Here is a 23,206-nt window from a genome sequence, read left to right as displayed (position 1 = left end):
GAATCAGCAAACAACAGGTAGTCTGCAAGCAACCGAATCGCAAATGAGCCTCAATTGACCGACGAAGTTCCCAATGCCGCCAGCGTCGCCATTGTCCGCGACGGCAAGGTGCTGCTGATCAAGCGCGCCTTCGCGCCCTATCAGCACCTGTGGACCCTGCCCGGCGGCCGCATCGAGCCAGGCGAAAGCATCGAGCAATGCGCCATCCGCGAGATATCGGAGGAAGTCGGCCTCACCATCCGCAATCCGCGCCCGGTCATGGTGCAGGCGCTGGGTCGCGACGGCACCTTCCGGCTGGCGGTCTTTGCCACGCGCGATTTCTCCGGCCAGTTGCGCGCCTCCGACGAGGTGGCCGGCCACCAATGGATGGACCCGGCCGCGCTCATCGCCCTGCGCACCACCAGCCGCCTGGATGACGTGCTTGCGAGGGCCTTCGCAGTTTTGGCGCAAGGGTGATAAGCAATCGGCCATGAAGCGCATCCGCCTCGCCATCGTCCTCCTGCTTGCCCTGGGCATCGCTCCGGCCCTCGCCATCGATCCGCCCTATCAGCGCCAGATGGAGCGGCTGGCCGAGATCATGGGCAGCCTCTATTTCCTGCAGCCGCTTTGCGATGCCGGCACCGAGGACTGGCGCGCCCAGATGGCCGAACTCATCGCGCTGGACGAGCCCGATGAAGACCGCCGCCAGCGTTTGGCCGGCGCGTTCAACGTCGGCTACACCGCCTATTCGCGCTTCCATCGCGCCTGCACGCCGGCCGCCCGCGAGGCATTGACCCGGCTGTTGGTCGAGGCCGAAACCACGGCGCGCGACATCCATACGCGCTTTGCCGAATAGGCCGCATAAGGACGTCTCCGTACAAGTGCGCACTCTCCGTTAACCTTCGGGTTACTTCCTGCGCGCCACCCCGCCCCCACCATGCTAGTCCCGATGCCATGACCACGAGCAAAACCATGTTCGCACCCGCCTCCGGCACCGCCGTCTTCGACCGTGACCAGGGCGAGCGGCAACTGGCCCTCGAATATCTCGCCGAAGCCTGGAATTGCGCCGAAGACGATGGCGTGCAGAGCGCGGCCCTGGCCCATGCCTCGCTGTTCGCGGCGCTCGCCACCTTCGTCAAGATGCATGGCGACGACGCCACTGCCGACCTCATCGCCCTGCTGCCCGACCGTATTCGCTCCGGCGAATACAATCTCGAGCGCATCCTGCAGTAGTGACCTGCCTCAGAACCGGCATGACCCCGTGCTAGCGTCCGATTATCCGTCACCGGGAGATTCGACCATGCGCCTCGTCGTTACCATCATCAGCGCCCTGCTGCTCTCAATGCCGGCCGCCCTGGCCCAGGATGCAGCCGATTACGATCCCTATGCCGATATGGTGGTCAGCGACGATCTGGGCGCCCTGCCCGAAACCGTGCGCCTCAAGCATGAGCAACTGATCGAGGCGACGAAGACCGGCGATATCGAAAGCCTGCGCGCCATCATCGCCGCGCAGGATACTCCGCCCAATGTCAGCTTCGGCCTGCCCGACGATCCGGTGGCCTACCTCAAGGAGCAATCAGCCGATCCCGAGGGCCGCCAGATGCTGGCTCTGCTACGCAACCTGCTCGAAATGCCCTATGCCGTGCTGGGCGCCTCCAGCGACACGCCAAACTATGTCTGGCCTTATCTCGCCCTCGCCGACATCGAAAACCTGACGCCCGAGCAGACCGTCGACGCCTATCGGGTGATCACGCCGGAACAGCTCGAAGACATGCACCAGTTCGGCGGCTGGTTCTGGTGGCGCGTCTATGTCGGCCAAAACGGCGAATGGCAGGCCTTCGTGGCCGGGGATTGAGAGCCGGAACTCCACGCCGCCCCAGGAGTGGAGCCACCCCTCGCCCCTTGCGGGAGAGGGTGATTTTTGCGGCGTTCAGCCGGAAAAATCGGGTGAGGGGTCCTGCGTTCGCCCATGCTACCCCTCATCCGCCCTTCGGGCACCTTCTCCCGCAAGGGGAGAAGGGAGATCGTGGTCGCGGCGCAATATCGTCCAGCCCACCGCGCGGATTCCTCCCCCTATCAGGGGAAGTATCCCCCAAAACTACAAACTCTCCAGAAACCGCATCGGCTGCCCCACGCTCGGCGTCACCAGTTCGCCCTGCCACATCACCGTCTTCCCCCGCACAACCGTGCCCACCGGCCAGCCGGTCACCGTCATCCCGTCATAAGGCGTCCAGCCGGCTCGTGACTTCACCCAATCATTGGTGATGGTCTCGCGGCGCTTGAGGTCCACAACTGTCAGGTCGGCGTCATAGCCCACCGCGATCCGCCCCTTGTTGGCGATGCCGAACAGCCGGTTAGGCCCGTGGCTGGTCATGTCCACGAACCTTTGCAGGCTCAGTTTCCCGGCATTCACATGGTCCAGCATGGTAGGCACCAGCGTCTGCACCCCGGTCATGCCCGAATGGCTTTCGGGATAGGCATGGTCCTTTTCCGCGCGCGTATGCGGCGCATGGTCCGAGCCGAGGATGTCGGCCACGCCATTGGCCACGCCCTTCCAGATGCCCGCGCGATGCGCCTTGTCGCGCACCGGCGGGTTCATCTGCGCATAGGTGCCCAGCGTGACGTAGGCCGTCTCGTCCAGCGTCAGGTGATGCGGCGTCACTTCCACGCTCGCCACATCCTTGTGGTCGGCCAGGTAGACCATCTCTTCCATGGTCGAGATATGCAGCACATGGATGCGCTTGCCGGTCTTGCGCGCCAGGTTCACCAGCCTTGTGGTGCAGCGCATCGCCACTTCGGGCGAGCGCCAGACCGGGTGGCTCGACGGGTCGCCCGGCACGCGCAGATGCTTGCGCTCTTCCAGCATGTATTCATCTTCCGAATGGAAGGCTGCACGCCTGCTGATTGCTCGCAGAATTCTCTCAACGCCGTCGTCATCGGCCACCAATAGCGAGCCGGTGGACGATCCCATGAACACTTTGACCCCGGCACAGCCGGGCAGCCGCTCCAGTTCGGCCAGTTGCCCGACATTCTCATGCGTGCCGCCAATATAGAAGGCGAAGTCGCAATGCATGCGGTTGGTGCCCGCCGCGATCTTGGCCTCGAAGGTTTCGCGCGTGGTGGTCAGCGGGTTGGTATTGGGCATTTCGAACACGCTCGTCACCCCGCCCATCACAGCCGAGAGCGACCCCGATTCGAGGTCTTCCTTATGCGTCAGCCCCGGCTCGCGGAAATGCACCTGTGTATCGATGACGCCGGGCAGGATGTGCAGCCCGGTGCAATCCGCCACTTCGGCAGCACTGCCCTCGACAGTCCCGAGCGCGGCAATGCGTCCGTCCTTGACCGCGATATCGGCCAGCCCCTCGCCGTCCTGGTTGACCACGGTCGCGTTCTTGAAAATGGTATCGTACTGCGCCATGTCTTGGGTCCTGTCGCTTTTGTAGCATGTTTGTAGCACGACATATGCGACGGGCGCTTCGAGAGGCAAGTCTATGACCATCCATCTGCGCGCCGACCGTGCCGTGTTCCGTTTCTCCGGGCCCGACGCGCATAAACTGCTGAACGACGTGGTGACCGGCGAAATTCCGACCACGGGCACAGGCGAAAGCGAAGTGGCCGCGGCCTGGGCTCTGCTGTCACCGCAAGGCAAGATACTCGCCGAGGGCCTTGCCGGCCATGCCGAGGATGCCATCTGGGTCGATGTGCACCAGTCCGTTGCCGACGACTTCTTCAAGCGCATGAAGATGTATCGCCTGCGCGCCCAGGCCGTGATCGATGACCTCCGAGAAACCCACCGCGTCGGCTTCGCGCAGGACGAGGAGCCACCAGGCATCCGCCATACCGATCGCATGGGGCCCATCGACATGGGCTGGCGCACCATTGCCCCGGTCGAAGCCGCCAAAGGCTGGGTGCAGGACGACACCTTCTACCAGTCCGAGCGGATCGGTGTCGGCATCGTCCATCAGGGCAATGACTTCCCCGCTAATGACGCCTTCGCCCACGATATCGGCCTCGACATCCTCGACGGCATCGACTTCGTGAAGGGCTGCTATGTCGGCCAAGAAGTCGTCAGCCGCATGAAGCATCGCGGCACGGCTCGTCGCCGCCCGGTCATTGTCTCTGATATAGACGCCCCCGCCGGCAGCGCCGTGGTCGCCGGCAGTCGCGAAGCCGGCACGATCGGCCAGGTCGTCGACGGCAGGGCCGTAGCCATAGTCCGGCTCGATCGCATCACCGATTCCGAAGCGGTCACAGTGGGCGGCAAAAAGGTGACGGTTACGCTGCCCGCATGGGCGACATATGCGTTTGGTGAGGCAGCGACAGAAGAGTAGCCCCAGTAGCCCTCATGGTGAGCTTGTCGAACCACGAGCGGCGTGGCACCCAAGCCTCCACTCGCTCGCCCTCGTGGTTCGACAAGCTCACCATGAGGGCTCCGGGCAGCTTTCACCACAGTTCAGCGAATCGAGCCCCGATGCTACTGTCGATGCTAACAGTCTGTTAGCATTTGGGGACCGATGGCACGCATAAGCGCACGCGCCTGGCAACGCATGTTGTCGGGGCGCCGGCTCGATATTCTCGATCCCTCGCCGATGGATGTCGAGCTCTCCGACATAGCCCATGGGCTGGCGCGCGTCGCCCGCTGGAACGGGCAGACCGAGGGGGGATTATCCGTTTTCGGTGGCCCAGCATTCGGTGCTGGTCCTCGAACTATTCCGCGCCCACAGCCCCGATTGCGACTCGGTTTCCCAGGCCCAGGCGCTGCTGCATGACGCGCCCGAATATGTCATGGGCGACATCATCTCGCCCTTCAAGGCGGCCATGGGCGGCAATTACAAGGATGTCGAAAACCGGCTGCTGTCGGCCATTTACCTGCGCTTCTCCTTGCCCGCTGCCATGCCAGCGGCCCTGGCCAAGCAGGTCAAGAAAGCCGACCGGGAAGCCGCCTTTTTCGAGGCCATCCACCTGGCCGGCTTCGAAGAAGCCGAGGCCCGTAAATTCTTCGGCGAGCCCAGCCTGCCGGCCTTTGACGTCGATGCCTTCGACCGGCTGATCCGGCCCTGGCCGACGCGCGAGGCGCATGACCGTTTCATCGCCGCCTTCGAGGCGATTTCGGTCTAGGGCCAAGGGCCGGCGGGCCTGTGGACATTAACCTTAATCAAAGATGAACTTTGCCCCCATGGGGCCGCCATGGTTACTGAACCGTTAAGACAATGTCGCCAATCGCTTCATTTCGGGACGAAACAGCCATGAACCTGCCAGATCGCCGCCTGCTGCTTGGCATGACCCTCGGCGCCATCTGCGCCACCGGCGTCGCTGCCATCGGCCCGGGCATGGTTTTTACGGCTCTGGCCGATGAATTCGCACCCAGCGGCGTCGATGCCAGCAAGCTCGTCAAGTTCGAGGACCGCGACTATCTCGTCGACTATGAAGACTGGGTCGCCACCGATCCGCTCTCGACTATCAGGGTCAAGAAGGTCGAGGCCGGCAAGGTCAGCTATGTGAGCATCACCACCACCGCATCAGGCACTTATTCAACCGACGCGATGTTCTCCAATCACGTCCAGTATCCGGGGATAAGTGTCTCCCCCGCCGAACCCGACCGCAACTTCTTCAGCTACTGGACCAACGGCCGCTGGTCGGCCTTCCGCACCGGCACCGCCGGCTCCTTCGTCTATTACGGCTTCAACCGCTAGCCGAACAGCCAACCGCGCTTGAACTTGTAGAAAATGTGCAACCCGATCTGGGTGACCTTGGTCATGCGAGGGGCCCAGGCCGGACGCACATAGCTGGCATGGTAGTGCGTGGCGTCGCCGACTTCGGTCAGGTACAGTTGACCATCGGTAAATCTCTTGGCAATATCCTCGGCTTGCGCCCATGACTTGCGGTCGTTGACGGTCTCGGGAATGCCATCGCAAGCAAAAGAGAACTGGCAGGAATTGCGCCGGCTCTGGTTCTGGAACACCACGCCGCAAATGGTGTCGGGATAGCGGTAATCCTTGACGCGGTTGAGCACGACCTGGGCCACTGCCACCTGCCCGCGATAGGTTTCACCGCGCGCTTCGAAATAGATCGCCGTAGCCAGGCACCACAATTCCTTGTCCGATACCTGCATGGAAGGTCCGGTCGAAAAACCGCCGGTAACCGGGGCGGTAGAGCGGGCATAGGCCAGCTGCTCGGAGGCCATGACGGGCATGGGCAGTGCCGCTTCCGGCGCAATTCCGGCAATGGCGTCGAGCGCGGCGGCGGTGGCTGGATCGATCGATGCCACCGACATGCGAGGCCCGATCTCGACATCGCCCGTCGCCGGGATATCGATAGCTGCGAGCCGCGACTGGCCGAGGTCCGTGGGGTCGATCGGCGTGCCGCGCAGCGACGCCAGGCGCACGCGAACCTCTTCGAAGCTGCGGGACAGGGCAAGCACATCGACAGGCGGCCGCATGCGATCGGTCTTTTCAGCCCGGTTGGGGCCGGTGAAGCTGGCGGTTTCGAATAGATGATCGACCGACCCGGTGATGACAGGATCGACACCTGAATAGGAAATGCTGGCAGTAGCGAGCGCGACCTGGGGCGGCGCAATGTCACCAAGATCGGTAGCGGGGCCGAAGGCGCCGTTGGTGAGCCCGACATAGCCGAGGCCACAAAAAATCCCGACGACCAGAAGCCTGGTGAAGGGATGCCGGCGAACCGCTCTGACCGGGCGCGAACGCACCAGCCGGTGGGAAGAAGCCATCAAACGCTACTCAACGCTACGCAACAAAACTACTGATCGGCGAAAGTGACGCTAAAATGCCGACAATTGTTATGATGTCTGATTAGGGTTAGCAGCGCGTAAACAAGATTTGCGGCGCAGCAATGAGTTAACCGTGGCACAGCACGGGCAGGAATGCGGCAGGCGGATTTGTCGCGGTGAAACACCGGCAGGTGATGATGCACCGCCGCCGCATCACCCACCGCGCGTCACCCTCGGGCTTGACCCGAGGGCGTTATACTTGACCATCACTCCGCAAGTGCAGAGCCCTCGGGTCAAGCCCGAGGGTGACGGCTGGTGGGTGGGTTAGATGGGTATGAGCGGCGGGAACTGTCAGACCCCGCAGGCGGCCCGCACCGGGGCAACCTGATCGGCGAAGGTATCGAGCCGATAGCGCACGTTGAGCGAGCGCGAACTGGCCGGAGTAACCCGTACGGTAAGGTTCGACGCCCCGGCAACGCTCTGGATGAAGTCCAGGGAATCGGCGGTATTGTTCAGTAGGATCGCGGTATTTTCGGCATTGACCGGCAGGGTGCGACTACGGGCCGCCTGCAGGTCGAACTGCCAGGTAATGCCAGCATCCCTGCCCAAGGCCGACATGGTATTGCCGGCAAAGGCAAAGGCGACGCTCAGCACGCCATTGGCACAAGCGATCGTGATCGTGGCGGGCTGACGACCGCTGGGGCGGGCCGGAATCATCTGCTCGGACTGGAACACCACGCTATCGGCAACCGCACCCGCCGGTACGGCAAAGGCGGCATCGAAACAGGCGAGGCGCTCGGCGTCGGCGGCAATGGAGGTACATTGAGAACCGGTCGGCTGGGCCATGACGGCGGGCGTTGAAACAGTCAGCAGCGGCAGCAGCACCACCAGAACCGGCAATAATCTCACGTCGGTATGTCCCATCCCTGTTGCGGCCGAGCCCGGCCCCTCCCCTTCATATGGGGATTGTCGCTGCGCTATTTAAGCAGAAGCCTGGGCCAGCGTCAGCCGGGCAACCGGCACACGATAGGGTGAGCAGCTCACATAGTCGACGCCCAGGCCGGCAAAGAATTTCAGCGAGGTCGGATCGCCGGCATGTTCGCCGCAAATGCCGATCTTGAGCCGGGGATTGGCCGCCCTGCCCCGCTGAATCGCAATGGAGATCATCTCGCCCACGCCCTTTTCATCGATGCTGACGAAAGGATCGCGCTCATAGATGCCCTTGCGCTGATAGGCCGCGAGGAAGGTCGGCGCATCGTCGCGCGAAATGCCGAATGTGGTCTGGGTCAGGTCATTGGTACCAAACGAGAAGAAATCGACCATCTGGGCGATGTCGCCGGCGCGCAGGCAGGCACGCGGCAATTCGATCATGGTGCCGAAGGAGAACTTGACCCGGTCGGTGCGCAGCAGACCCGAATTGGCGGCAATGGCGTTGAAGCGGTCGCGCACCCAGGCCACTTCGCTGGCGGTGGAGACGAAGGGCACCATGATCTCGACGGCAACCGGCTCGCTCTGCGTCTCACTGGCGGCGCGAACGCCGGCCATCAGCGCCTGCATCTGCATCTGCAGCATTTCGGGATAGGTGATGGCCAGCCGTACGCCGCGATGGCCAAGCATGGGGTTGATCTCGGCAATCCGCTCCAGATGCAGCCGCAAGGCGCGTACGGCCAGGCCAAGCGACGCGGCGGTTTCCTCGATATCCTCATCGCTGCGCGGCAGGAATTCGTGCAGCGGCGGATCGAACAGGCGCACCGTCACCGGCAAGCCCTTCATGGTCGAGAACAAAGCCGAATAGTCGCCCGTCTGGTAATCGATCAACCCGTTGATGGCCCGGCTGCGATCCTCTTCGTCCTCACTGAGGATGACGCGGCGCAGGGCCACCATGCGTTCGGGCGAAAAGAACATATGCTCGGACCGCGCCAGACCGATGCCTTCGGCGCCGAAGCTCAGCGCGGTCTTCGCCGATCTCGACCGACTCGGCATTGGTGCGCACGGCGATGGTGCGACTGGCATCGGACCAACCGAGCAGCGTGCCGATAGCGCCGCCGATATGGGGCTGGGCCAGGGGCAGCTGGCCGGCATAGACCTGCCCGTCGCTGCCATCGATGGTCAGCCGATCGCCGCTGCGGAATTCGCGGTCGCCGATGCGGCAGACCATTTCATTGGTGTCGACCGAGAGCGTTCGCACCCCGGCCACGCAGGGTTTGCCGGTGATGCGGGCGACCACGCCGGCATGGCTGGTCATGCCGCCGCGCGCGGTCAGGATGCCGGTGGCGGCCTTCATGCCCTCGATATCGGCCGGACCGGTCTCGTTGACCACGAGGATGCAATGCTTGCCGCGCGCCCGCATGCGCGCCGCATCTTCAGGATTGAAGACGATGATGCCGCTGGCCGCGCCAGGCGATACGCCCAGGCCGGAGGCGATAGGCGTAGCGCCGTCGGTGGATTTGAGCCGCGGATGCAGCAATTGCGTCAGCCTTGTCGGATCGACGCGGGTCACGGCGTTCTGCGCCGACCAGACCTTGCGATTGACCCGATCCACCGCCGCTTCGAGTTCGGCCGCCGCGGTGACCTGTACCGGACGCGCCGAGAGGAACTGCACCTGTCCGCGCTGGATGGCGACGAGGCAATTCATGTGCCGGCCTGCCTTGGCGTCGAGCAGGTTGACCAGGGCGGTGATGGATTCGGACATGCGCGGCAGGGGCGCGCCGTTGACGGGGGCCGGGCCCATGGCGCCGGTCACCGCATTGCGGGTCAGGAACTGCTCGATCTCGCCATCGGCCGCAGCCTGCACCAGCACGATCTGCTTGCCGCGGTCTTCATCCGGCCGCGCCGTCCAGCCCTGGCCGAAGCCATAGCTGTCAAAGGCCGCCTTGATGGCCTTGGCCAGGGGGCGGGTCGGATCGACCGAATCTTCGGGATTGGCGGGGGCGGCAATGCCCATCCGGGCGGGCATCAGTCCGCCATTATGCGCCGCTGCCGAGGTGCGCACGACGAGGGCCGGCGGGCGGCCATCCTTGTCCACCAGCTTGAACAGGCACGCGACCCAATGGGTGCGCAGCTTGGTTTCGCGGCGGGCGCGCTCGCCCTGCAGGGCCTCCCAGGCGGCCCGGGTCAGCGCGATGGTGGGGATGGTAGGGAAGCCGGCTTCCCCGACACGGAAGACCCAGCGGGCCTTGCCGCTCAACAGCTTCAATTGGCTGGCGGACAGGTTCGCTTTCCCCATTGCCGGGGCAATCGCGAACATTTCCTGCGCCAAACTCACCGTTAAGTCCTTGCCGTAATTGCGAACCTATAATGCCTGCGCGGCTTGGCCGCTGCAACAAGACTTGACTTGCTGCGACGTCGAAAGCATCTGACTGATATGGAAAAGCGGCCACAACTAGACATTTTGCTATGCGCCCCGCGCGGTTTTTGCGCCGGCGTCGATCGGGCCATCCAGATTGTCGAGCTCGCGCTCGAAAAATACGGCGCGCCGGTCTATGTGCGCCACGCCATCGTGCATAACAAATATGTGGTCGACGGGTTGCGAGACAAAGGCGCGGTGTTTGTCGAGGAACTGAGCGAAATCCCGGAAACCGATGCGCCCGTGGTGTTTTCGGCCCATGGCGTGCCCAAATCGGTGCCGGCGGATGCCCGCAGCCGCAACATGTTCTTCCTCGATGCCACCTGCCCGCTGGTCAGCAAGGTGCATGTCGAGGCGCAGCGCCATTTTGCCGAGGGGCACGAGATCGTGCTGATCGGCCACAAGGGACACCCCGAAGTGGTCGGCACGATGGGCCAATTGCCACAGGGCGCCATTACCCTGGTGGAAACAGTGGCCGACGCCATGGTGTTCGAGCCGAAGGATCCCGAAACCCTGGCCTTCGTCACCCAGACCACGCTTTCGGTCGATGACACGCGCGAGATCGTGACGGCGCTGCGGCAGCGCTTCCCCGCCATCAACGGTCCGCACAAGGAAGACATCTGCTACGCCACCACCAACCGGCAGGAGGCCATCAAGGCCGTGGCGCCGGAAGTGGATGCGATGATCGTGGTGGGCTCGCCCAATTCGTCCAATTCGCTACGGCTGGTGGAAGTGGCCGAGCGGGCCGGCTGCAAGAATGCCATGCTGGTAGACCGCGCCGCCGAAATCGACTGGTCGCGGCTCGAGGGCATCCGAAGCCTGGGTGTTTCGGCCGGCGCGTCGGCGCCCGAAAAGCTGGTGGACGAGGTGATCGAGGCCTTTGCCCAGCGCTATGACATCAAGGTCGAGGCGCGCGTCACGGCCAAGGAAAACATCGCCTTCAACATTCCGCGCGAGCTGCGCACCATCGAAGCCGCCGTCGCAAGATGAAATATTTATCCCCGCTTGCCCGCCGGGCCTTAGCCTGTGCGTCGCAATGTGTCGGAGCCAATCATGACTGATACCGTCACTATCCATACCGACGGCGCCTGTTCGGGCAATCCCGGCCCCGGCGGCTGGGGTGCCATTCTCGAATATGGCGGACATACCAAGGAATTGAAGGGTGGCGAGGCGCTGACCACCAACAACAAGATGGAGCTGACCGCGGCCATCGAAGCGCTTAACGCGCTCAAACGCCCCTGCACTATCGAGCTTCATACCGACAGCCAGTATGTAAAAAACGGCGTCCAGAGCTGGATGCTCGGCTGGAAGAAGAACGGCTGGAAAACCGCCGACAAGAAGCCGGTGAAAAACCTTGAACTCTGGCAGGCGCTGGACGAAGCCACCAAGCGCCACACCATCACCTGGAAATGGGTCAAGGGCCATGCCGGGCATGAACTCAACGAACGCGCCGACCAATTGGCCAATGAAGGCATGGCCCCCTTCAAGCCAAAGCGCCGCGAAGAAAAGCTGCTGCCGCCGGTTTAGGAATGCGGCGAGCGAAAGTATCGATCGCTTTCCTCCCCCAATTCCTCCAGGCCGGCCCGCAAGGCCGCCGTGACCTGCCCGGCGCGCGCGGCTCCCAGTCCGTTCAGCCCACCGGTCAGCGCGCTTTGCCAATGGTCGCCCCGCTCCCAGGCTTCCATATAGGCCTCGGCAAGGTCGGAAAGGCGTCGTGTCTCAGCCATGGCATCGACGAGCAGGCTCGCCTGATGCAGGTCCTTTTCCCGCTTGGCAAAGCCATTCGGGTCGTCGCGGCGTCGGGTGGACACGATTAGCTTGTGCACGGCAAACCGCTCGGGCGCCGGCACCAGCACGGGGATGCCGCCGCCATGCAGCAACACGGCATAAACCGGCTGATAGATGAGAAAATCGAGAAAGCGCAACGGCTGTGCCGCCGCCCCGCCCAGCGCCGGCATCCGCGAGGGCTCGCCATCATGATCGGCACTGCCACGGTTCGGCGTCAGGAACTCGATCTTGTAGGATTGGCTGTTGATGAACTGAGTGCTTTGCTGGCCATCGTTCATATGCGGCACCGGTCGGAAAGTGTCGTCCACCTGCCGCAGGATATCGAGGATTGGAGGCAAGCTGTCGCCGACCTCGGCCGAAACCGAATGGAACTGGGCGAAGTCGGCGTCCCCGGTTTGCAGCGAAGCGCTCGGCAACCGAACACCGAGATGGGCCGAATAGGCCTGAAATGCCACGGTTCCGACCAGAACGGCCCGCAGGCGAAACAGCCCGTTTCTTTGCAGCGCCGCGATAATGTCACCAGTAAACCGCTCGGGAGCGCCTAGGCCTGCCTCCCGCGTAAGTGTCGAGACCAGCTTCCTGCGGCCGCGAAAGCCATCTTTGCCGCGCTTAAACTCGGTCACTCTTCGGTTGATCTCAGCGTCATCCGCAGGACCGACATACCGCCTTTTGGGCACGGTATGGCTATCTTCGAAATACCAGTATTTCCGCCCTTTCACGGGAACCGAGACAAAATTTCCAGTAGCCGGAAAATCGGCATCGAATGATGCGTCGAGAGACCGTTGCACCAGTTCGGCATATGCCGTGCGGTAAATTAGGTCGACCTGCTTCATTGTCGCGTACCGTTATAAGCAAAATGCAGATTGCTTATAACTCTTATCAATCTCACCTGCAACGAGTTATAAGCGTTTTGCGAAAGACTTATAACAGCGCTGAAGGGCTACTTTAGGCACGTTTTGGCAGCAGTCCCTTCACGGCCTTCAGCGTCGGGGCAATGACATAGCCGGCGACCGGGATCATCAGGGCGCCGAGCAGCAGGCCAAAGACGAAGTCGACCGCGGCGGTGGCGAGCCAGCCTGTTACGCTGGCAATGGCCGGCACGGCTTGCGCGGCCCAGTGGGCGGCGGCTTCGACGATATGTTCGGGGCCGGCAAAGCCGAATTCGTAGAGACCGTGCACGATGATGCTGCCGCCGACCCAAGTCATGGCGGCGGTGCCGATCACGCTCAGCACCTGCATGAAGACCGGCATGAAGCTGACGAGGCCACGGCCAAAGGCGCGGCCGGCACCGGTGCGGGCATTTCGGGCGGTCCAGACGCCGAAATCGTCGCCCTTCACGATCAGCGCCACCGCGCCATAGACGGCGATGGTGATGCCGACGCCCGCCAGGGCCAGGATCGCCGCGCGCGTCCAGAAATCGGGGACTTCGATGGCCGCGAGGATAATGGTCATGATCTCGGCCGACAGGATGAAGTCGGTCTGGATGGCGCCTGCCACCTTCTGGTCTTCCAGCGATTGCGGGGCGATGGCGACCGGTTCGAGACCCGCCTCATGCTTTTCCGCATCGTGCGGGGCCAAAGCGTGGAATATCTTCTCGGCACCCTCGTAGCAGAGATAGGCGCCGCCGATCATCAGCAATGGGGTGATCAGCCAGGGCGCGAAGAGGCTCAGCAGCAGGGCCGCGGGCAGCAGGAAGAGCAGTTTGTTCTTGACCGATCCCCAGGCGATTTTGCCGACGATGGGCAATTCGCGGTCGGCGGTGAAGCCCTGCACGTAGTTCGGCGTGACCGCCGCGTCGTCGATGACAGCGCCTGCGGCCTTGACGCCGGCCTTGGCGGCCTGCCCCGCCACGTCGTCCAGCGACGCTGCGGCGACCTTGACGAGACCGGCAACGTCATCGAGCAGCGCCAGCAAACCAACAGACATTCATGCCCCTCTCTCAACAGCCCCGTGGTGGTTCAACAAACTCACCACGGGGTCTCTGGTTGCATTCAGCCGGCAACCTTGGAGAAGTCGGCCACCAGATGCATGGTGTCGCGCAGGCGGGCCAAGAGGTTCAAGCGGTTAGCACGCACGGCGGGATCGGCGTCATTGACCAGCACGGCGGTAAAGAAGGCATCCACAGGCGTGCGGAGCGTCGCCAGTTCGGCCATGGCGCCCTTGTAGTCGTCCTTGGCCACATGGCTCGACACTGCGGCGTGCACGGCATCGACCGCAAAGGCCAAAGCCGTTTCTTCCGGCAGCTTCAGGGCGTCCTGCTCGACGGCGCCGGCATAGGCCTTGCCGTCCTTCTTTTCCTCCGCGGCCAGGATATTGGCGCCGCGCTTGTAGCCGGCCAGCAGGTTCTGCCCATCGGCCGATGACAACAGCGCTGACAGCGCCTCGGCGCGCTGGGTGATCTGCAATATGTCGTCGCTGTCGGCCGAGATAACAGCGTCCACCAGGTCGTGGCGCGCGCCGGCATCGCGCAGCGACACCTTGAGGCGATCATGGAAGAAGGCCAGCAGGTCGGGATCGACCTTGAGCGGAAAGCGCAGGCCGTTTTCCGAAATGATGCGGATCACGCCCAAAGCGGCGCGACGCAAAGCGAAGGGATCGCGCGAGCCGGTGGGCTTTTCGTCGATGGCCCAGAAGCCGGTGAGCAGGTCGAGCTTGTCGGCCAGGGCGACGGCGATGGAAACCGGCTCGGTCGGCACTTTGTCGGTGGGGCCGAGCGGCTTGTAGTGCATCTCGATAGCGGTCGCGATGTCTGATGGTTCGCCCTGCGCGACGGCGTAATAGCGGCCCATCAGCCCCTGCAATTCGGGGAATTCGCCGACCATGCCGGTGGTCAGGTCCGCCTTGGCTAGCATGGCAGCGCGCTTGGCGCGTTCCACGTCGGCGCCGACCTGCGGAGCGATTTCGGCAGCGAGCTTCACCAGCCGTTCGACGCGGGCGAATTGCGTGCCCAGCTTGGCATGGAACACGGTTTCCTCGAGCTTGGGCAGGCCATGCTCGAGCGGCAGAGCCAGGTCGCCGCGATAGAAGAAGGCGGCATCACTGAGGCGGGCGCGAATGACGCGCTCATTGCCTGCGGTGATCACCGCGCCGCCATCGGTGGCGATCGTATTGGCCGTGATGATGAAATTGGGCGCCAGCTTGCCATTGGCATCGCGCAGGCAGAAGCATTTCTGGTTGGCGCGGATGGTGGCGATGATGACTTCCTCGGGCAGTTCGAGGAAGGCGGGATCGAACGATCCCATCATCACGACCGGCCATTCCACCAGCCCGGCGACTTCCTCCAGCAGGCCCTCATCGGCGATGACGGTCAGGCCCTGCGCGAAGGCCAACTGCTCGGCATCGGCGCGGATGATATCCTTGCGGCGGTCGATATCGAGCACCACCTTGGCGCGCTCCAGCGCTTCGACATAATCGTCGAAGCGGCGCACCCGAATGGCTTCGGGCGCCAGGAACCGGTGGCCGTACGTGGTCTGGCCGGCTTCCAGCGCGTTGGACGCGAAGGGGATAACCACGGGCTCTTCGTTTTCGGCGCCGAAGGTGGCGGTGATGGCGCGCAGTGGGCGCACCCAATTGAAGCTGCCACTGCCCCAGCGCATGGACTTGGCCCAGGGAAAATCAGTCAGGATCTTCGGCAGGATACCCGAGAGCAGTTCCACTGCTTCGGCGCCCGGCTTGTGGATATGGGCGACATAGAAATCGCCCTTCTTGGGATCGCTTTCCACCTTGGCCTGATCGATGGAACTCAGCCCCGCCGAACGCAGGAACCCATCGATGGCCGGCTGCGGCGCCCCAACCTTTGGGCCCTTCTTTTCCTCATGCGTATCGGGCGAGCGGCCCGGCAGACCGGTCACGGTCAGCGCCAGGCGGCGCGGCGTCACGAATGCCTTCGCGCCCTCATAGACCAGACCCGCATCGACCAGCGCATTGGTCACGGCTTTCTTGAGGTCGTCGGCGGCGCGACGCTGGAAGCGGGCCGGGATTTCCTCGGAAAAGAGTTCGAGCAGCAGTTCGGGCATGGCGGATACCGGGATTGGAAAGGCGCGGTTTGCTTAGCTTGGGCGGGCAGCGATGTCTATTGGCGATTACCAGCCGCCCCCTCCGCCCCCGCCGCCTCCACCACCGGAGGAGCCCCCGCCTCCACCGCCACCCGAGGAGAAGCCCGAGGAACTGGCCTGCACCGGCTGGGCGGCGACCATGGCGGCGGTCATGCTGGCCGCGGCGGCGCTCACCGCGTTGGTCATGCTGGAGACCGAACGTGCGGCCGAGCCCGGTGAACCATGGTACCACGCGGGATGGTACGTGCCCGAAACATCGGCAACGGCGTTGCGCGCCAGTTCCGCCTCGAAATGGCTGCTCCAGGGCTTCTCGACGCCCAGGGCAATGGCATAGGGCAGGATGCGCTCGAAGCGGCTCACTGTCATGGGCGGTGCCTCGGCCATGTTGAGGCGCTCCTTTTCGGCGGTCTCGATATAGAGTTTGAACCCGTCGATCTGATCCATCACCTTGCGACCCTGCAGGGTGGGGGCACGCATCAGGATGGCGAAGACGATGGTCACCGCCACGATGGTGATGCCCGAAATTGCCGCCGTGTTGATCTCGAAGCTGGTGAAGCTGTCGATGAAGGCGCCGAAGACGTTGAAGCCGAATATGGCCAGCCAGAAAATGCCGAAGAAGCGCATGAAACCGCCGCCCTTGCCGATGCGCCCGATCGCGCCGAGAACCGCGCCGGCAAAAATGCCCACGACAACCGCACCGATCAGCCATGCCACCGAGAGCATCTGCAGGGCCGCCATGCCGCCCAACAGACCAAGGGCGAGCAGGAAACCGAGCACGGCATAGCCGGTATTGTTGCGGAACCACAAAGCGCGGTTCTCACGCTCGATAGCGCCAGTGAATTCGGCGCGCCGCTTGGCCAGGTCAGGACCCGTGGTCTTGTCGATCCGGGTGGTTTCCCGCGCGCTGAGATAGTCGAAAACCACCTTCTCGCCCACCGGCAGCGGCTCGGCGGGCTGCTTGCCGGTCCGGTTGATCGTCAAGGTGCCCGAACCATTGTCGATCTGCACCAGCCCTTTGACGCCGAGATCGAAAATGGCCGAGGTCAGCGCCGTCCAGCCGGCATTCTCGAAGCCCCATTTGTGGACATAGTGGACCAGCGGCGGGGAAAACCCCTTGGGCGGGTGAAACAGGGGGATGATGATGCCCTTTTCCGGGTCGCGGCCGACGCGGAACCAGGCCAGGGCGTTGTAGGCAATGGCCAGCAAAGCGGCCAGCACCGGCAGGATGATTTCGCTGAGGTCGCCCAATCGCTGCTGGAAGGCGGCAAAGCCCGTCGGGAATGCGATGACGCCCTTGTTGAAGGCCACGGCAATGGTCATGCCCTCGCCCGCCCCCAGCGCCCGGCTGGCGCGGAAGCTGGCCTCGGTCTCCGATACACGCTTGATCGATACCGCCTGCTCGGTGGAGCCGACCGCACCGGTATAGCCCGCGAGGTTGGTGATCACCGCGCCATCGGGCAGGGTCACATTGGCCCGCGCCGCCAGGATCGGGAATATCCAGTAATTGCCGGTGGCGTTCCAGTAGAGCTCGTCATGGTCGTCGAAGGCCCGCGCCATGCGGGTCATGCTGTAGCGGACGACATAGCGGTGGACATCGCGGCTGATGAGCTGGTTGGGATCGCCGATCCAGATGCGCTGGAAATCGCCCATGCGCTCGACGCGGAACATTTCGGCACGCCCATCGCGGGTGACATCTGTCACGTCGAGGTCGGGACGCACCTTGCCGCCATCGCTGCCCAGCATCACCACCGGAATGTCGCGATAGATGCCGCGGCGGATTTCCATACCCTCGGCATTGACCTCGATGGTCTCGGTGACATCCACCGAGCCGTCGATATTGAGGGTCACGTCGGAGGTGAACGAGCGGATTTCCTCGCGCGCCGTGGCGGGCAGCGCGAGGAGCAGCCCAACCAGCAGGGCAATGACCAGCCGGATGAAGAGGCGCATGGCGGCTAGTTGAATTTCACACTCGGCACGGCCCGATCGGCCTCGTTCTCCAGCTCGAAATATTCGGCCTTCTGGAAACCGAAGGGGCCGGCGATGAAGTTGGAGGGCACCGATTCGACCATGACGTTGAGATTGCGCACCGCGCCGTTGTAGTAGCGGCGCGCCATCTGGATTTCGTCCTCGACCGTCTGCAGGGCTTCCTGGAATTCAAGGAAGGTCGTGTTGGCCTTGAGATCGGGATAGGCCTCGGCAGTGGCGATCAGCCGGCCCAGGGCCGAGGACAGCTGGCCTTCGGCCGCAGCGCGCTGTTCGGGCGTGCCATTGGCGGCGCTGGTGGCGGCAGCCCGGGCATTGGTCACCGCTTCGAGCGTTTCGCGCTCATGGCCCATATAGCCCTTCACGGTTTCCATGAGGTTCGGGATGAGATCGGTGCGGCGCTTGAGCTGCACATCGATGCCTGACCAGCCCTCCTCCACCATCTGCCGGTTCTTCACCAGCCCGTTATAGATGGTGATGGCGTAGAGGACGGCCACGACAACCAGACCCAGGATAATCCAACCGAACATATGCGTGACTCCTCATGCGCACCGCAGGTGTCCGGACATTGGCACTGTGCTTATTCGGGCGCAATGGGCGGTGTCTTGCCTTTAGCCGGTTCCATCACTACGTTCATGGGCATGATCAGAAGCGCTGCACATTGGCTGGAAAATCCCCTCGCGGGATATCAACCCTAAGCATGCCCGCAGCGCCGGCGCCTGCTTAGGGTAGGCGCGCAGCAGTTCTGCCGCGATCTGGCGCATCATTCCCATTCATTCATCCGCCGAACCGGCGCGCGCATGCGCGACGGCGGCCATACGAGAACACACACCATGACGACGACGACCGTCCATAACGACCTCAATCCCGAAATCATCCTGAGCACGGCGGATCACCACCAGCTCAATATCCTGGCCATGGCCGGGCTCAACCACACGCCCGAGCAGTCGGACAACCTGCTGTATGAACTCGAACGCGCCCGCGTGCTCGATGCCAACAGCGTGCCCGCCGATATCGTGCGCATGGGTTCGACCGTGCGCTACCGCACCGATGCCGGCCAGGAGCCGCAGGTCACCGTGGTCTATCCGGTCGATGCCGATATTGCCGAAGGCCGCATTTCCGTGCTGACGCCCGTTGGCACAGCCCTGATCGGGCTGCGCGTCGGCCAGTCCATCACCTGGCGCGATCGGGCGCACAAGCGGCATATGCTGACGGTGCTGTCGGTGGAGCAGCCGGGCGCGTAATCCCTTGCGGGGCGGTTATTCCGCCCCGCCGCCTGCCGTCTGCAACCAGGCTTCGCCGCAGCTCTTGGCCAGTTCGCGAATGCGCAGGATATAGCTCTGCCGCTCGGTGACCGAGATGACGCCGCGGGCGTCGAGCAGGTTGAAATTGTGGCTGGCCTTGACGACCTGCTCATAGGCCGGAATGGCCATGGTCTGGCGGTTACCCGCCGCGCCCTTGGCCAGGATGGAACGGCATTCCTTTTCCGCGTCGTCGAAGTGGCGGAACAGGATTTCGGTATCGGCTGCCTCGAAATTGTATTTGGAGGATTCCTGCTCGTTCTGCAGGAACACCTCGCCATAGGTGACCTTTTCATCGCCCTCGCGGCCGTTGAAATTGAGGTCGTAGACGTTTTCGACGCCCTGCACATACATGGCGAGACGCTCAAGCCCATAGGTGATTTCACCCGGCACGGGCGAGCATTCGAACCCAGCCACCTGCTGGAAATAGGTGAACTGGCTGACTTCCATGCCATCGCACCAGCATTCCCAGCCCAGGCCCCAGGCGCCCAAGGTCGGGCTTTCCCAATCGTCCTCGACAAAACGGATATCGTGCAGGCTGGCATCCAGCCCGATCTCGGCCAGCGAGTTCAGGTAGAGTTGCTGGATATTGTCCGGCGACGGCTTCAGGATCACCTGGAACTGGTAATAGTGCTGCAACCGGTTGGGGTTTTCGCCGTAGCGGCCATCCTTGGGGCGGCGACTGGGCTGCACGTAGGCGGCCTTCCACGGCTTGGGGCCGAGCGAACGCAAGGTGGTCGCGGTGTGGAACGTGCCGGCGCCCATCTGCATGTCGTAGGGCTGCAGGATGACGCAACCCTGCTCCGCCCAGTAATTCTGCAGCGTCAGGATCAGACCCTGGAAGGAATTCTTCGGGTCCATATGCGAAGGGCGGTTGGTCATCTGGCAGTCCCTGATTTTCGGGACAAACCTCTAGTTTGACCCTAGGCCAGGGTCAACGGCGTTTGTCGTCTTCGTCCGGCCGGAAGGTGCCGTCCTCGTCGCGTTTGAGCTCGATAATGCCGGGCTGGGCGCGTTCGCGTTGGTCGCGCTCGCGACGCAGGCGGCGCACTTCCTCGTCGTCGGCCTTGAACTGGCTGCTCCAGTCCCGCCAGATCTTGCGCAGTCCGAGCCAGATGACGAGGCCGATGATGAAGAAGATCAGGACGCGCAGCAGCATGCCGGTCATGAATGGTCCTCGATGGTCGTGGTCAGGTCGGCCATGCTCGCTCCCCGTTGCGTCGCGCCAGATTTAGGGCGTGTCGGTCGCGATTACCAGACGAGCCGCGCCGTGCCGCGGAAGATAGCGTCGAATTCGGGGCGGAAGGCGCGGGTTTCAGCGTCATGCAGGGCACGGCTGGCCAGCAGGGTCAGCGGCGCCCGCGAGCCCTTGATGCCGCGCAGCAGCACCCGGCTCGCCGATTCTCCGGCCCGCGGGATCAGCGGCAAGATGGTGACGGCGCCGAAGCGCCTGACGAAACCGGCCAGCAAGGGCGACAGGCTTTGTGCCGGATAGATGAAGATCACTTCACCACCGGGCGCCGCGACCCCAGCGGCGGTCTTGATCCAGAGATCCAGCGCCGCCGCATCCATGTGACGCGCGCCGGCCCGGCCGGGATCGCTGGCCAATGTGCCACCGCTGTCGTCGAAAAAGGGAGGGTTGGCGATGACGCTGTCATAGCCGTTCTCCACGAGGCCCGCTTCGCGCCGGTCGGCACCCTTGCCTGCCACATCGGCAATGACGATCCGGGCTCGGTCGGCAAAGCCGTTATCGGCAGCATTGGTTTGTGCCAGCGCGGCCATATCGGCATTGCGGTCGGCCAGCGTAGCCGCGATTCCCGCATTATGCGTCATGGCGACGAAAGCGGCCGTACCAACGCCGCAGCCCATATCGAGCAGGGTCTTGCGACCTTCTGCCACCGCCGCGCCGAGCAGCACGCTATCAAGCCCGGCGCGAAACCCCCGGCCGGGCTGCGACAGAGTGAGCCTGCCGCCTAAAAAGGCATCGCGCGTTACCGATTGGTGTTTTACAAAGGCTTTTGGCTGGTCTAGGGACATCGCACCCCGAAAGGCCGGTTTTGGCGCGACCTTATTGGCCTTGTGCCGCAGGCTCAACCAGATTTGCCCAAAGCGGCAAACGAGGACGGAAAACAGCAGTGTCAGTTCTGACGCAGATGAGAGAAGCGCCAGTGGTCAATCCGATCGAGCGGCTGCTCGAGGCGACCGCTGCCGATATGGCTCAGGTCAACGCGCTTATTCTGAGCCGCGCCGATTCCCATGTCGAAATGGTGCCCGAACTCGCCCGCTATCTCATCGAGAGCGGTGGCAAGCGCCTTCGGCCGATGCTGACCGTCGCCGCCGCACAGCTTTTCGGCAAGGGCAAGGGCTCGGCCATCAATTTCGCGGCCGCCGTCGAATTCATGCACAATGCCACCCTGCTCCACGACGATGTGGTCGATGAGAGCGACATGCGCCGCGGCAAGCCGGCCGCCCGCATGGTGTGGGGCAACAAGGCCTCCATCCTGGTCGGCGACTTCCTGCTCGGCCAAGCCTTCATGATGATGGTGGAAACCGGCGATATCGCGGCGCTGGGTGTGCTTTCGGCTGCTTCGGCCGTCATGGCAGAGGGCGAAGTGTTCCAGCTCGCCAAGACCGGCGATCTCACCACCACGCCGGCCGACTATGCCGAAGTCATCCGCGCCAAGACCGCCGTGCTGTTCGAGGCGGCCTGTGAAGTGGGCGCCATGTCCGGTGGGGCCGACGCGGCCGGCCGCGAGGCGCTGGCCCGCTACGGGCTCGAACTGGGCAATGCCTTCCAATTGGTCGATGACGCACTGGACTATGGCGGGCAGACCGGCACGCTGGGCAAGAATACCGGCGACGATCTGCGCGAGGGCAAGATGACCCTGCCGATCATCCTGGCGCTGACCGAGGGCAGCGAAACCGAACGCGCCACCATTACCACAGCCCTGGGCGATGCCGAAGCTACGGCCGAACAGGTCGCCAACGTGGTCGCGATCCTGGAGCGGCACAAGACGCTGGCCCGCACGCTGGACCAGGCCCACGCCCATGCCCGTTCGGCACAGCAGGCGCTTGAAGTCCTGCCGGCCTCGGACATGCGGGCCTTGCTCTCCGACGTGGTCGAATTCAGCGTGTTGCGGGCTTACTGACCGGGCAGGATGAGCGGCGCTGCCGCGACCCAGTGATCGGCATTGGCGGCCCGCATCACCTGCGCCGCCTGATGGGCCTGGCCGCTGGAACCGAACAGGCCGAACACCGTCGCTCCCGAGCCCGACATACGCGCCAGCATGCAGCCCTGCGTTCCTGCCAGTTGCGCCACGATATCGCCAATGGCGGGCACCAGTTTCACCGCCGGTGGCTGCAGGTCATTGCGGGTTTCGGCCAGCCAGATGCCGAGCTGCGCCGGCCGGGTCAGCGGCATGGGCAGTTCGGGCAGCGGATAATTGTCATGCGCACGCAGCCGCCGGAACACATCGGCCGTCGCCAATGGCACCATAGGATTGACCAGCACGACATGGCAGGCCGGGAATTCCGGCAGCGGCGCCAGCACTTCGCCCACGCCGCGGGCCACCAGCGGCGTCGAAACGAGGCACGCGGGCACATCGGCGCCCAGCCCCGCCGCCATGTCGGCCAGTTCGGCCAGGGCAATGGGGCGGTTGGACAGCAGAGCCATCAGGCGCAGGGCCGCCGCCGCGTCGGCCGAGCCGCCGCCAATCCCCGCCGCCACCGGCAGGTTCTTGGTGAGGTGCAAAGCCAGCCCCGTCGCAACCGCATCGGGCCAGCGGGCACGGAACGCGGCCACGGCGCGCGACACCAGATTGGTCTCGCCCAGACCCAATGCCCCGGCGAAGGGGCCGCCAATAGTCAGCGTATCGGCCGACGCCGGCACCGCCTCGAGCTCGTCCGCCACATCGGCGAAGACGACGAGGCTTTCGAGGTCGTGATAGCCGTCGTCACGACGCCGCGTCACATGCAGCGCCAGATTGACCTTGGCCGGTGCGCGCTGGAGAAGCGGTTCGACCAT

At 63.7% G+C, this 23,206-nt stretch carries 24 protein-coding genes and 1 pseudogene; 11 read left to right on the top strand and 14 right to left on the bottom strand.

Annotated elements, in window-relative coordinates:
• Positions 1–54 precede the first annotated feature (54 nt).
• The 4 genes from FPZ08_RS01125 to FPZ08_RS01110 all read left to right on the top strand — a co-directional run bounded on the left by FPZ08_RS01125 (position 55) and on the right by FPZ08_RS01110 (position 1,834).
• Positions 55–456 (top strand): NUDIX hydrolase, encoded by a 402-nt coding sequence (locus tag FPZ08_RS01125; RefSeq protein ID WP_186767156.1) that lies wholly within the window; start codon positions 55–57, stop codon positions 454–456.
• Positions 457–469: 13 nt separating this feature from the next.
• The gene (locus tag FPZ08_RS01120) at positions 470–835 is read left to right on the top strand and encodes a TIGR02301 family protein (RefSeq protein WP_186767155.1); all 366 of its coding nucleotides are present in this window, start codon (positions 470–472) and stop codon (positions 833–835) included.
• Positions 836–951: 116 nt separating this feature from the next.
• On the top strand, positions 952–1,212 hold the full coding sequence (locus FPZ08_RS01115; RefSeq protein ID WP_146288275.1) for a hypothetical protein: 261 nt from the start codon (positions 952–954) through the stop codon (positions 1,210–1,212).
• A 67-nt stretch (positions 1,213–1,279) separates the two neighbouring features.
• Positions 1,280–1,834 (top strand): hypothetical protein, encoded by a 555-nt coding sequence (locus FPZ08_RS01110; RefSeq protein ID WP_146288274.1) that lies wholly within the window; start codon positions 1,280–1,282, stop codon positions 1,832–1,834.
• Between the two features lie 243 nt (positions 1,835–2,077).
• On the opposite strand, the gene FPZ08_RS01105 is transcribed toward FPZ08_RS01110, so the two are convergent.
• Positions 2,078–3,397 (bottom strand): dihydroorotase, encoded by a 1,320-nt coding sequence (locus FPZ08_RS01105; RefSeq protein ID WP_146288273.1) that lies wholly within the window; start codon positions 3,395–3,397, stop codon positions 2,078–2,080.
• 73 nt (positions 3,398–3,470) lie between these two features.
• On the opposite strand from FPZ08_RS01105, the gene ygfZ reads away from it, so the two are divergent.
• The 3 genes and pseudogenes from ygfZ to FPZ08_RS01090 all read left to right on the top strand — a co-directional run bounded on the left by ygfZ (position 3,471) and on the right by FPZ08_RS01090 (position 5,672).
• Positions 3,471–4,310: a CAF17-like 4Fe-4S cluster assembly/insertion protein YgfZ gene (gene ygfZ, locus FPZ08_RS01100; protein WP_146288272.1), complete on the top strand. Its 840-nt coding sequence runs from the start codon at positions 3,471–3,473 to the stop codon at positions 4,308–4,310.
• A 183-nt stretch (positions 4,311–4,493) separates the two neighbouring features.
• Positions 4,494–5,097 (top strand): annotated as a pseudogene (locus tag FPZ08_RS01095) (HD domain-containing protein).
• A gap of 128 nt (positions 5,098–5,225) precedes the next feature.
• The gene (locus tag FPZ08_RS01090) at positions 5,226–5,672 is read left to right on the top strand and encodes a hypothetical protein (protein WP_146288271.1); all 447 of its coding nucleotides are present in this window, start codon (positions 5,226–5,228) and stop codon (positions 5,670–5,672) included.
• Here FPZ08_RS01090 and FPZ08_RS01085 read toward each other — a convergent pair.
• From FPZ08_RS01085 to FPZ08_RS01070, 4 genes are all read right to left on the bottom strand, one after another.
• Positions 5,669–6,709 carry a cell wall hydrolase gene (locus FPZ08_RS01085; RefSeq protein WP_146288270.1) on the bottom strand — a complete coding sequence of 347 codons (1,041 nt, stop codon included), beginning with the start codon at positions 6,707–6,709 and terminating at the stop codon, positions 5,669–5,671. The genes FPZ08_RS01090 and FPZ08_RS01085 overlap by 4 nt on opposite strands.
• A gap of 351 nt (positions 6,710–7,060) precedes the next feature.
• On the bottom strand, positions 7,061–7,618 hold the full coding sequence (locus FPZ08_RS01080) for a hypothetical protein (protein ID WP_146288269.1): 558 nt from the start codon (positions 7,616–7,618) through the stop codon (positions 7,061–7,063).
• 72 nt (positions 7,619–7,690) lie between these two features.
• A complete protein-coding gene (locus FPZ08_RS01075) occupies positions 7,691–8,632 on the bottom strand; it encodes a putative PEP-binding protein (protein WP_246132857.1) in 942 nt (313 codons plus the stop codon).
• Positions 8,562–9,956, bottom strand: coding sequence for a PEP-utilizing enzyme (locus tag FPZ08_RS01070; RefSeq protein ID WP_146288267.1), 1,395 nt, complete (start codon positions 9,954–9,956; stop codon positions 8,562–8,564). Before FPZ08_RS01070 ends, FPZ08_RS01075 begins: the two co-directional genes overlap by 71 nt.
• A 117-nt stretch (positions 9,957–10,073) precedes the next feature.
• Here FPZ08_RS01070 and ispH point away from each other — a divergent pair, with 117 nt between their 5' ends.
• Both ispH and rnhA read left to right on the top strand, forming a co-directional pair.
• Entirely contained in the window at positions 10,074–11,045 is a 972-nt protein-coding gene (ispH, locus tag FPZ08_RS01065) for a 4-hydroxy-3-methylbut-2-enyl diphosphate reductase (protein ID WP_146292856.1), read from the top strand.
• 63 nt (positions 11,046–11,108) lie between these two features.
• Positions 11,109–11,582, top strand: a complete 474-nt coding sequence (gene rnhA, locus FPZ08_RS01060; protein ID WP_146288266.1) for a ribonuclease HI — start codon at positions 11,109–11,111, stop codon at positions 11,580–11,582.
• On the opposite strand, the gene FPZ08_RS01055 is transcribed toward rnhA, so the two are convergent.
• From FPZ08_RS01055 to FPZ08_RS01035, 5 genes are all read right to left on the bottom strand, one after another.
• Complete coding sequence (locus FPZ08_RS01055; protein ID WP_146288265.1) at positions 11,579–12,676, bottom strand: nucleotidyltransferase family protein; 1,098 nt, start codon at positions 12,674–12,676, stop codon at positions 11,579–11,581. The genes rnhA and FPZ08_RS01055 overlap by 4 nt on opposite strands.
• 112 nt (positions 12,677–12,788) lie before the next feature.
• Complete coding sequence (locus FPZ08_RS01050; protein WP_146288264.1) at positions 12,789–13,769, bottom strand: DUF808 domain-containing protein; 981 nt, start codon at positions 13,767–13,769, stop codon at positions 12,789–12,791.
• Positions 13,770–13,834: 65 nt separating this feature from the next.
• Positions 13,835–15,859, bottom strand: a complete 2,025-nt coding sequence (gene glyS, locus FPZ08_RS01045) for a glycine--tRNA ligase subunit beta (protein ID WP_146288263.1) — start codon at positions 15,857–15,859, stop codon at positions 13,835–13,837.
• A gap of 66 nt (positions 15,860–15,925) precedes the next feature.
• Positions 15,926–17,845, bottom strand: a complete 1,920-nt coding sequence (locus FPZ08_RS21800; protein ID WP_186767154.1) for a DUF2207 domain-containing protein — start codon at positions 17,843–17,845, stop codon at positions 15,926–15,928.
• A 5-nt stretch (positions 17,846–17,850) separates the two neighbouring features.
• Positions 17,851–18,411 carry a LemA family protein gene (locus tag FPZ08_RS01035; protein WP_146288262.1) on the bottom strand — a complete coding sequence of 187 codons (561 nt, stop codon included), beginning with the start codon at positions 18,409–18,411 and terminating at the stop codon, positions 17,851–17,853.
• Positions 18,412–18,714: 303 nt separating this feature from the next.
• Here FPZ08_RS01035 and rnk point away from each other — a divergent pair, with 303 nt between their 5' ends.
• Positions 18,715–19,125 carry a nucleoside diphosphate kinase regulator gene (gene rnk / locus FPZ08_RS01030; RefSeq protein ID WP_146288261.1) on the top strand — a complete coding sequence of 137 codons (411 nt, stop codon included), beginning with the start codon at positions 18,715–18,717 and terminating at the stop codon, positions 19,123–19,125.
• 15 nt (positions 19,126–19,140) lie between these two features.
• Here the strand turns inward: rnk and FPZ08_RS01025 are convergent, their stop codons facing one another.
• The 3 genes from FPZ08_RS01025 to FPZ08_RS01015 all read right to left on the bottom strand — a co-directional run bounded on the left by FPZ08_RS01025 (position 19,141) and on the right by FPZ08_RS01015 (position 21,219).
• Positions 19,141–20,064, bottom strand: a complete 924-nt coding sequence (locus tag FPZ08_RS01025) for a glycine--tRNA ligase subunit alpha (protein ID WP_210246840.1) — start codon at positions 20,062–20,064, stop codon at positions 19,141–19,143.
• 52 nt (positions 20,065–20,116) lie between these two features.
• A complete protein-coding gene (locus FPZ08_RS01020; protein WP_146288260.1) occupies positions 20,117–20,350 on the bottom strand; it encodes a hypothetical protein in 234 nt (77 codons plus the stop codon).
• A gap of 83 nt (positions 20,351–20,433) precedes the next feature.
• Positions 20,434–21,219 carry a tRNA1(Val) (adenine(37)-N6)-methyltransferase gene (locus FPZ08_RS01015; protein ID WP_146288259.1) on the bottom strand — a complete coding sequence of 262 codons (786 nt, stop codon included), beginning with the start codon at positions 21,217–21,219 and terminating at the stop codon, positions 20,434–20,436.
• A gap of 98 nt (positions 21,220–21,317) precedes the next feature.
• On the opposite strand from FPZ08_RS01015, the gene FPZ08_RS01010 reads away from it, so the two are divergent.
• Positions 21,318–22,331: a polyprenyl synthetase family protein gene (locus FPZ08_RS01010; protein WP_342780155.1), complete on the top strand. Its 1,014-nt coding sequence runs from the start codon at positions 21,318–21,320 to the stop codon at positions 22,329–22,331.
• Here FPZ08_RS01010 and FPZ08_RS01005 read toward each other — a convergent pair.
• On the bottom strand, positions 22,325–23,206 hold the full coding sequence (locus tag FPZ08_RS01005) for a 4-(cytidine 5'-diphospho)-2-C-methyl-D-erythritol kinase (protein WP_146288258.1): 882 nt from the start codon (positions 23,204–23,206) through the stop codon (positions 22,325–22,327). The two genes, FPZ08_RS01010 and FPZ08_RS01005, sit on opposite strands and share 7 nt — an antisense overlap.

This window comes from Devosia ginsengisoli (assembly GCF_007859655.1).
GTDB lineage: Bacteria > Pseudomonadota > Alphaproteobacteria > Rhizobiales > Devosiaceae > Devosia > Devosia ginsengisoli.
Note: the sequence above shows the minus strand (reverse complement) of the source record. Positions and strands in the feature narration are given on the sequence as shown.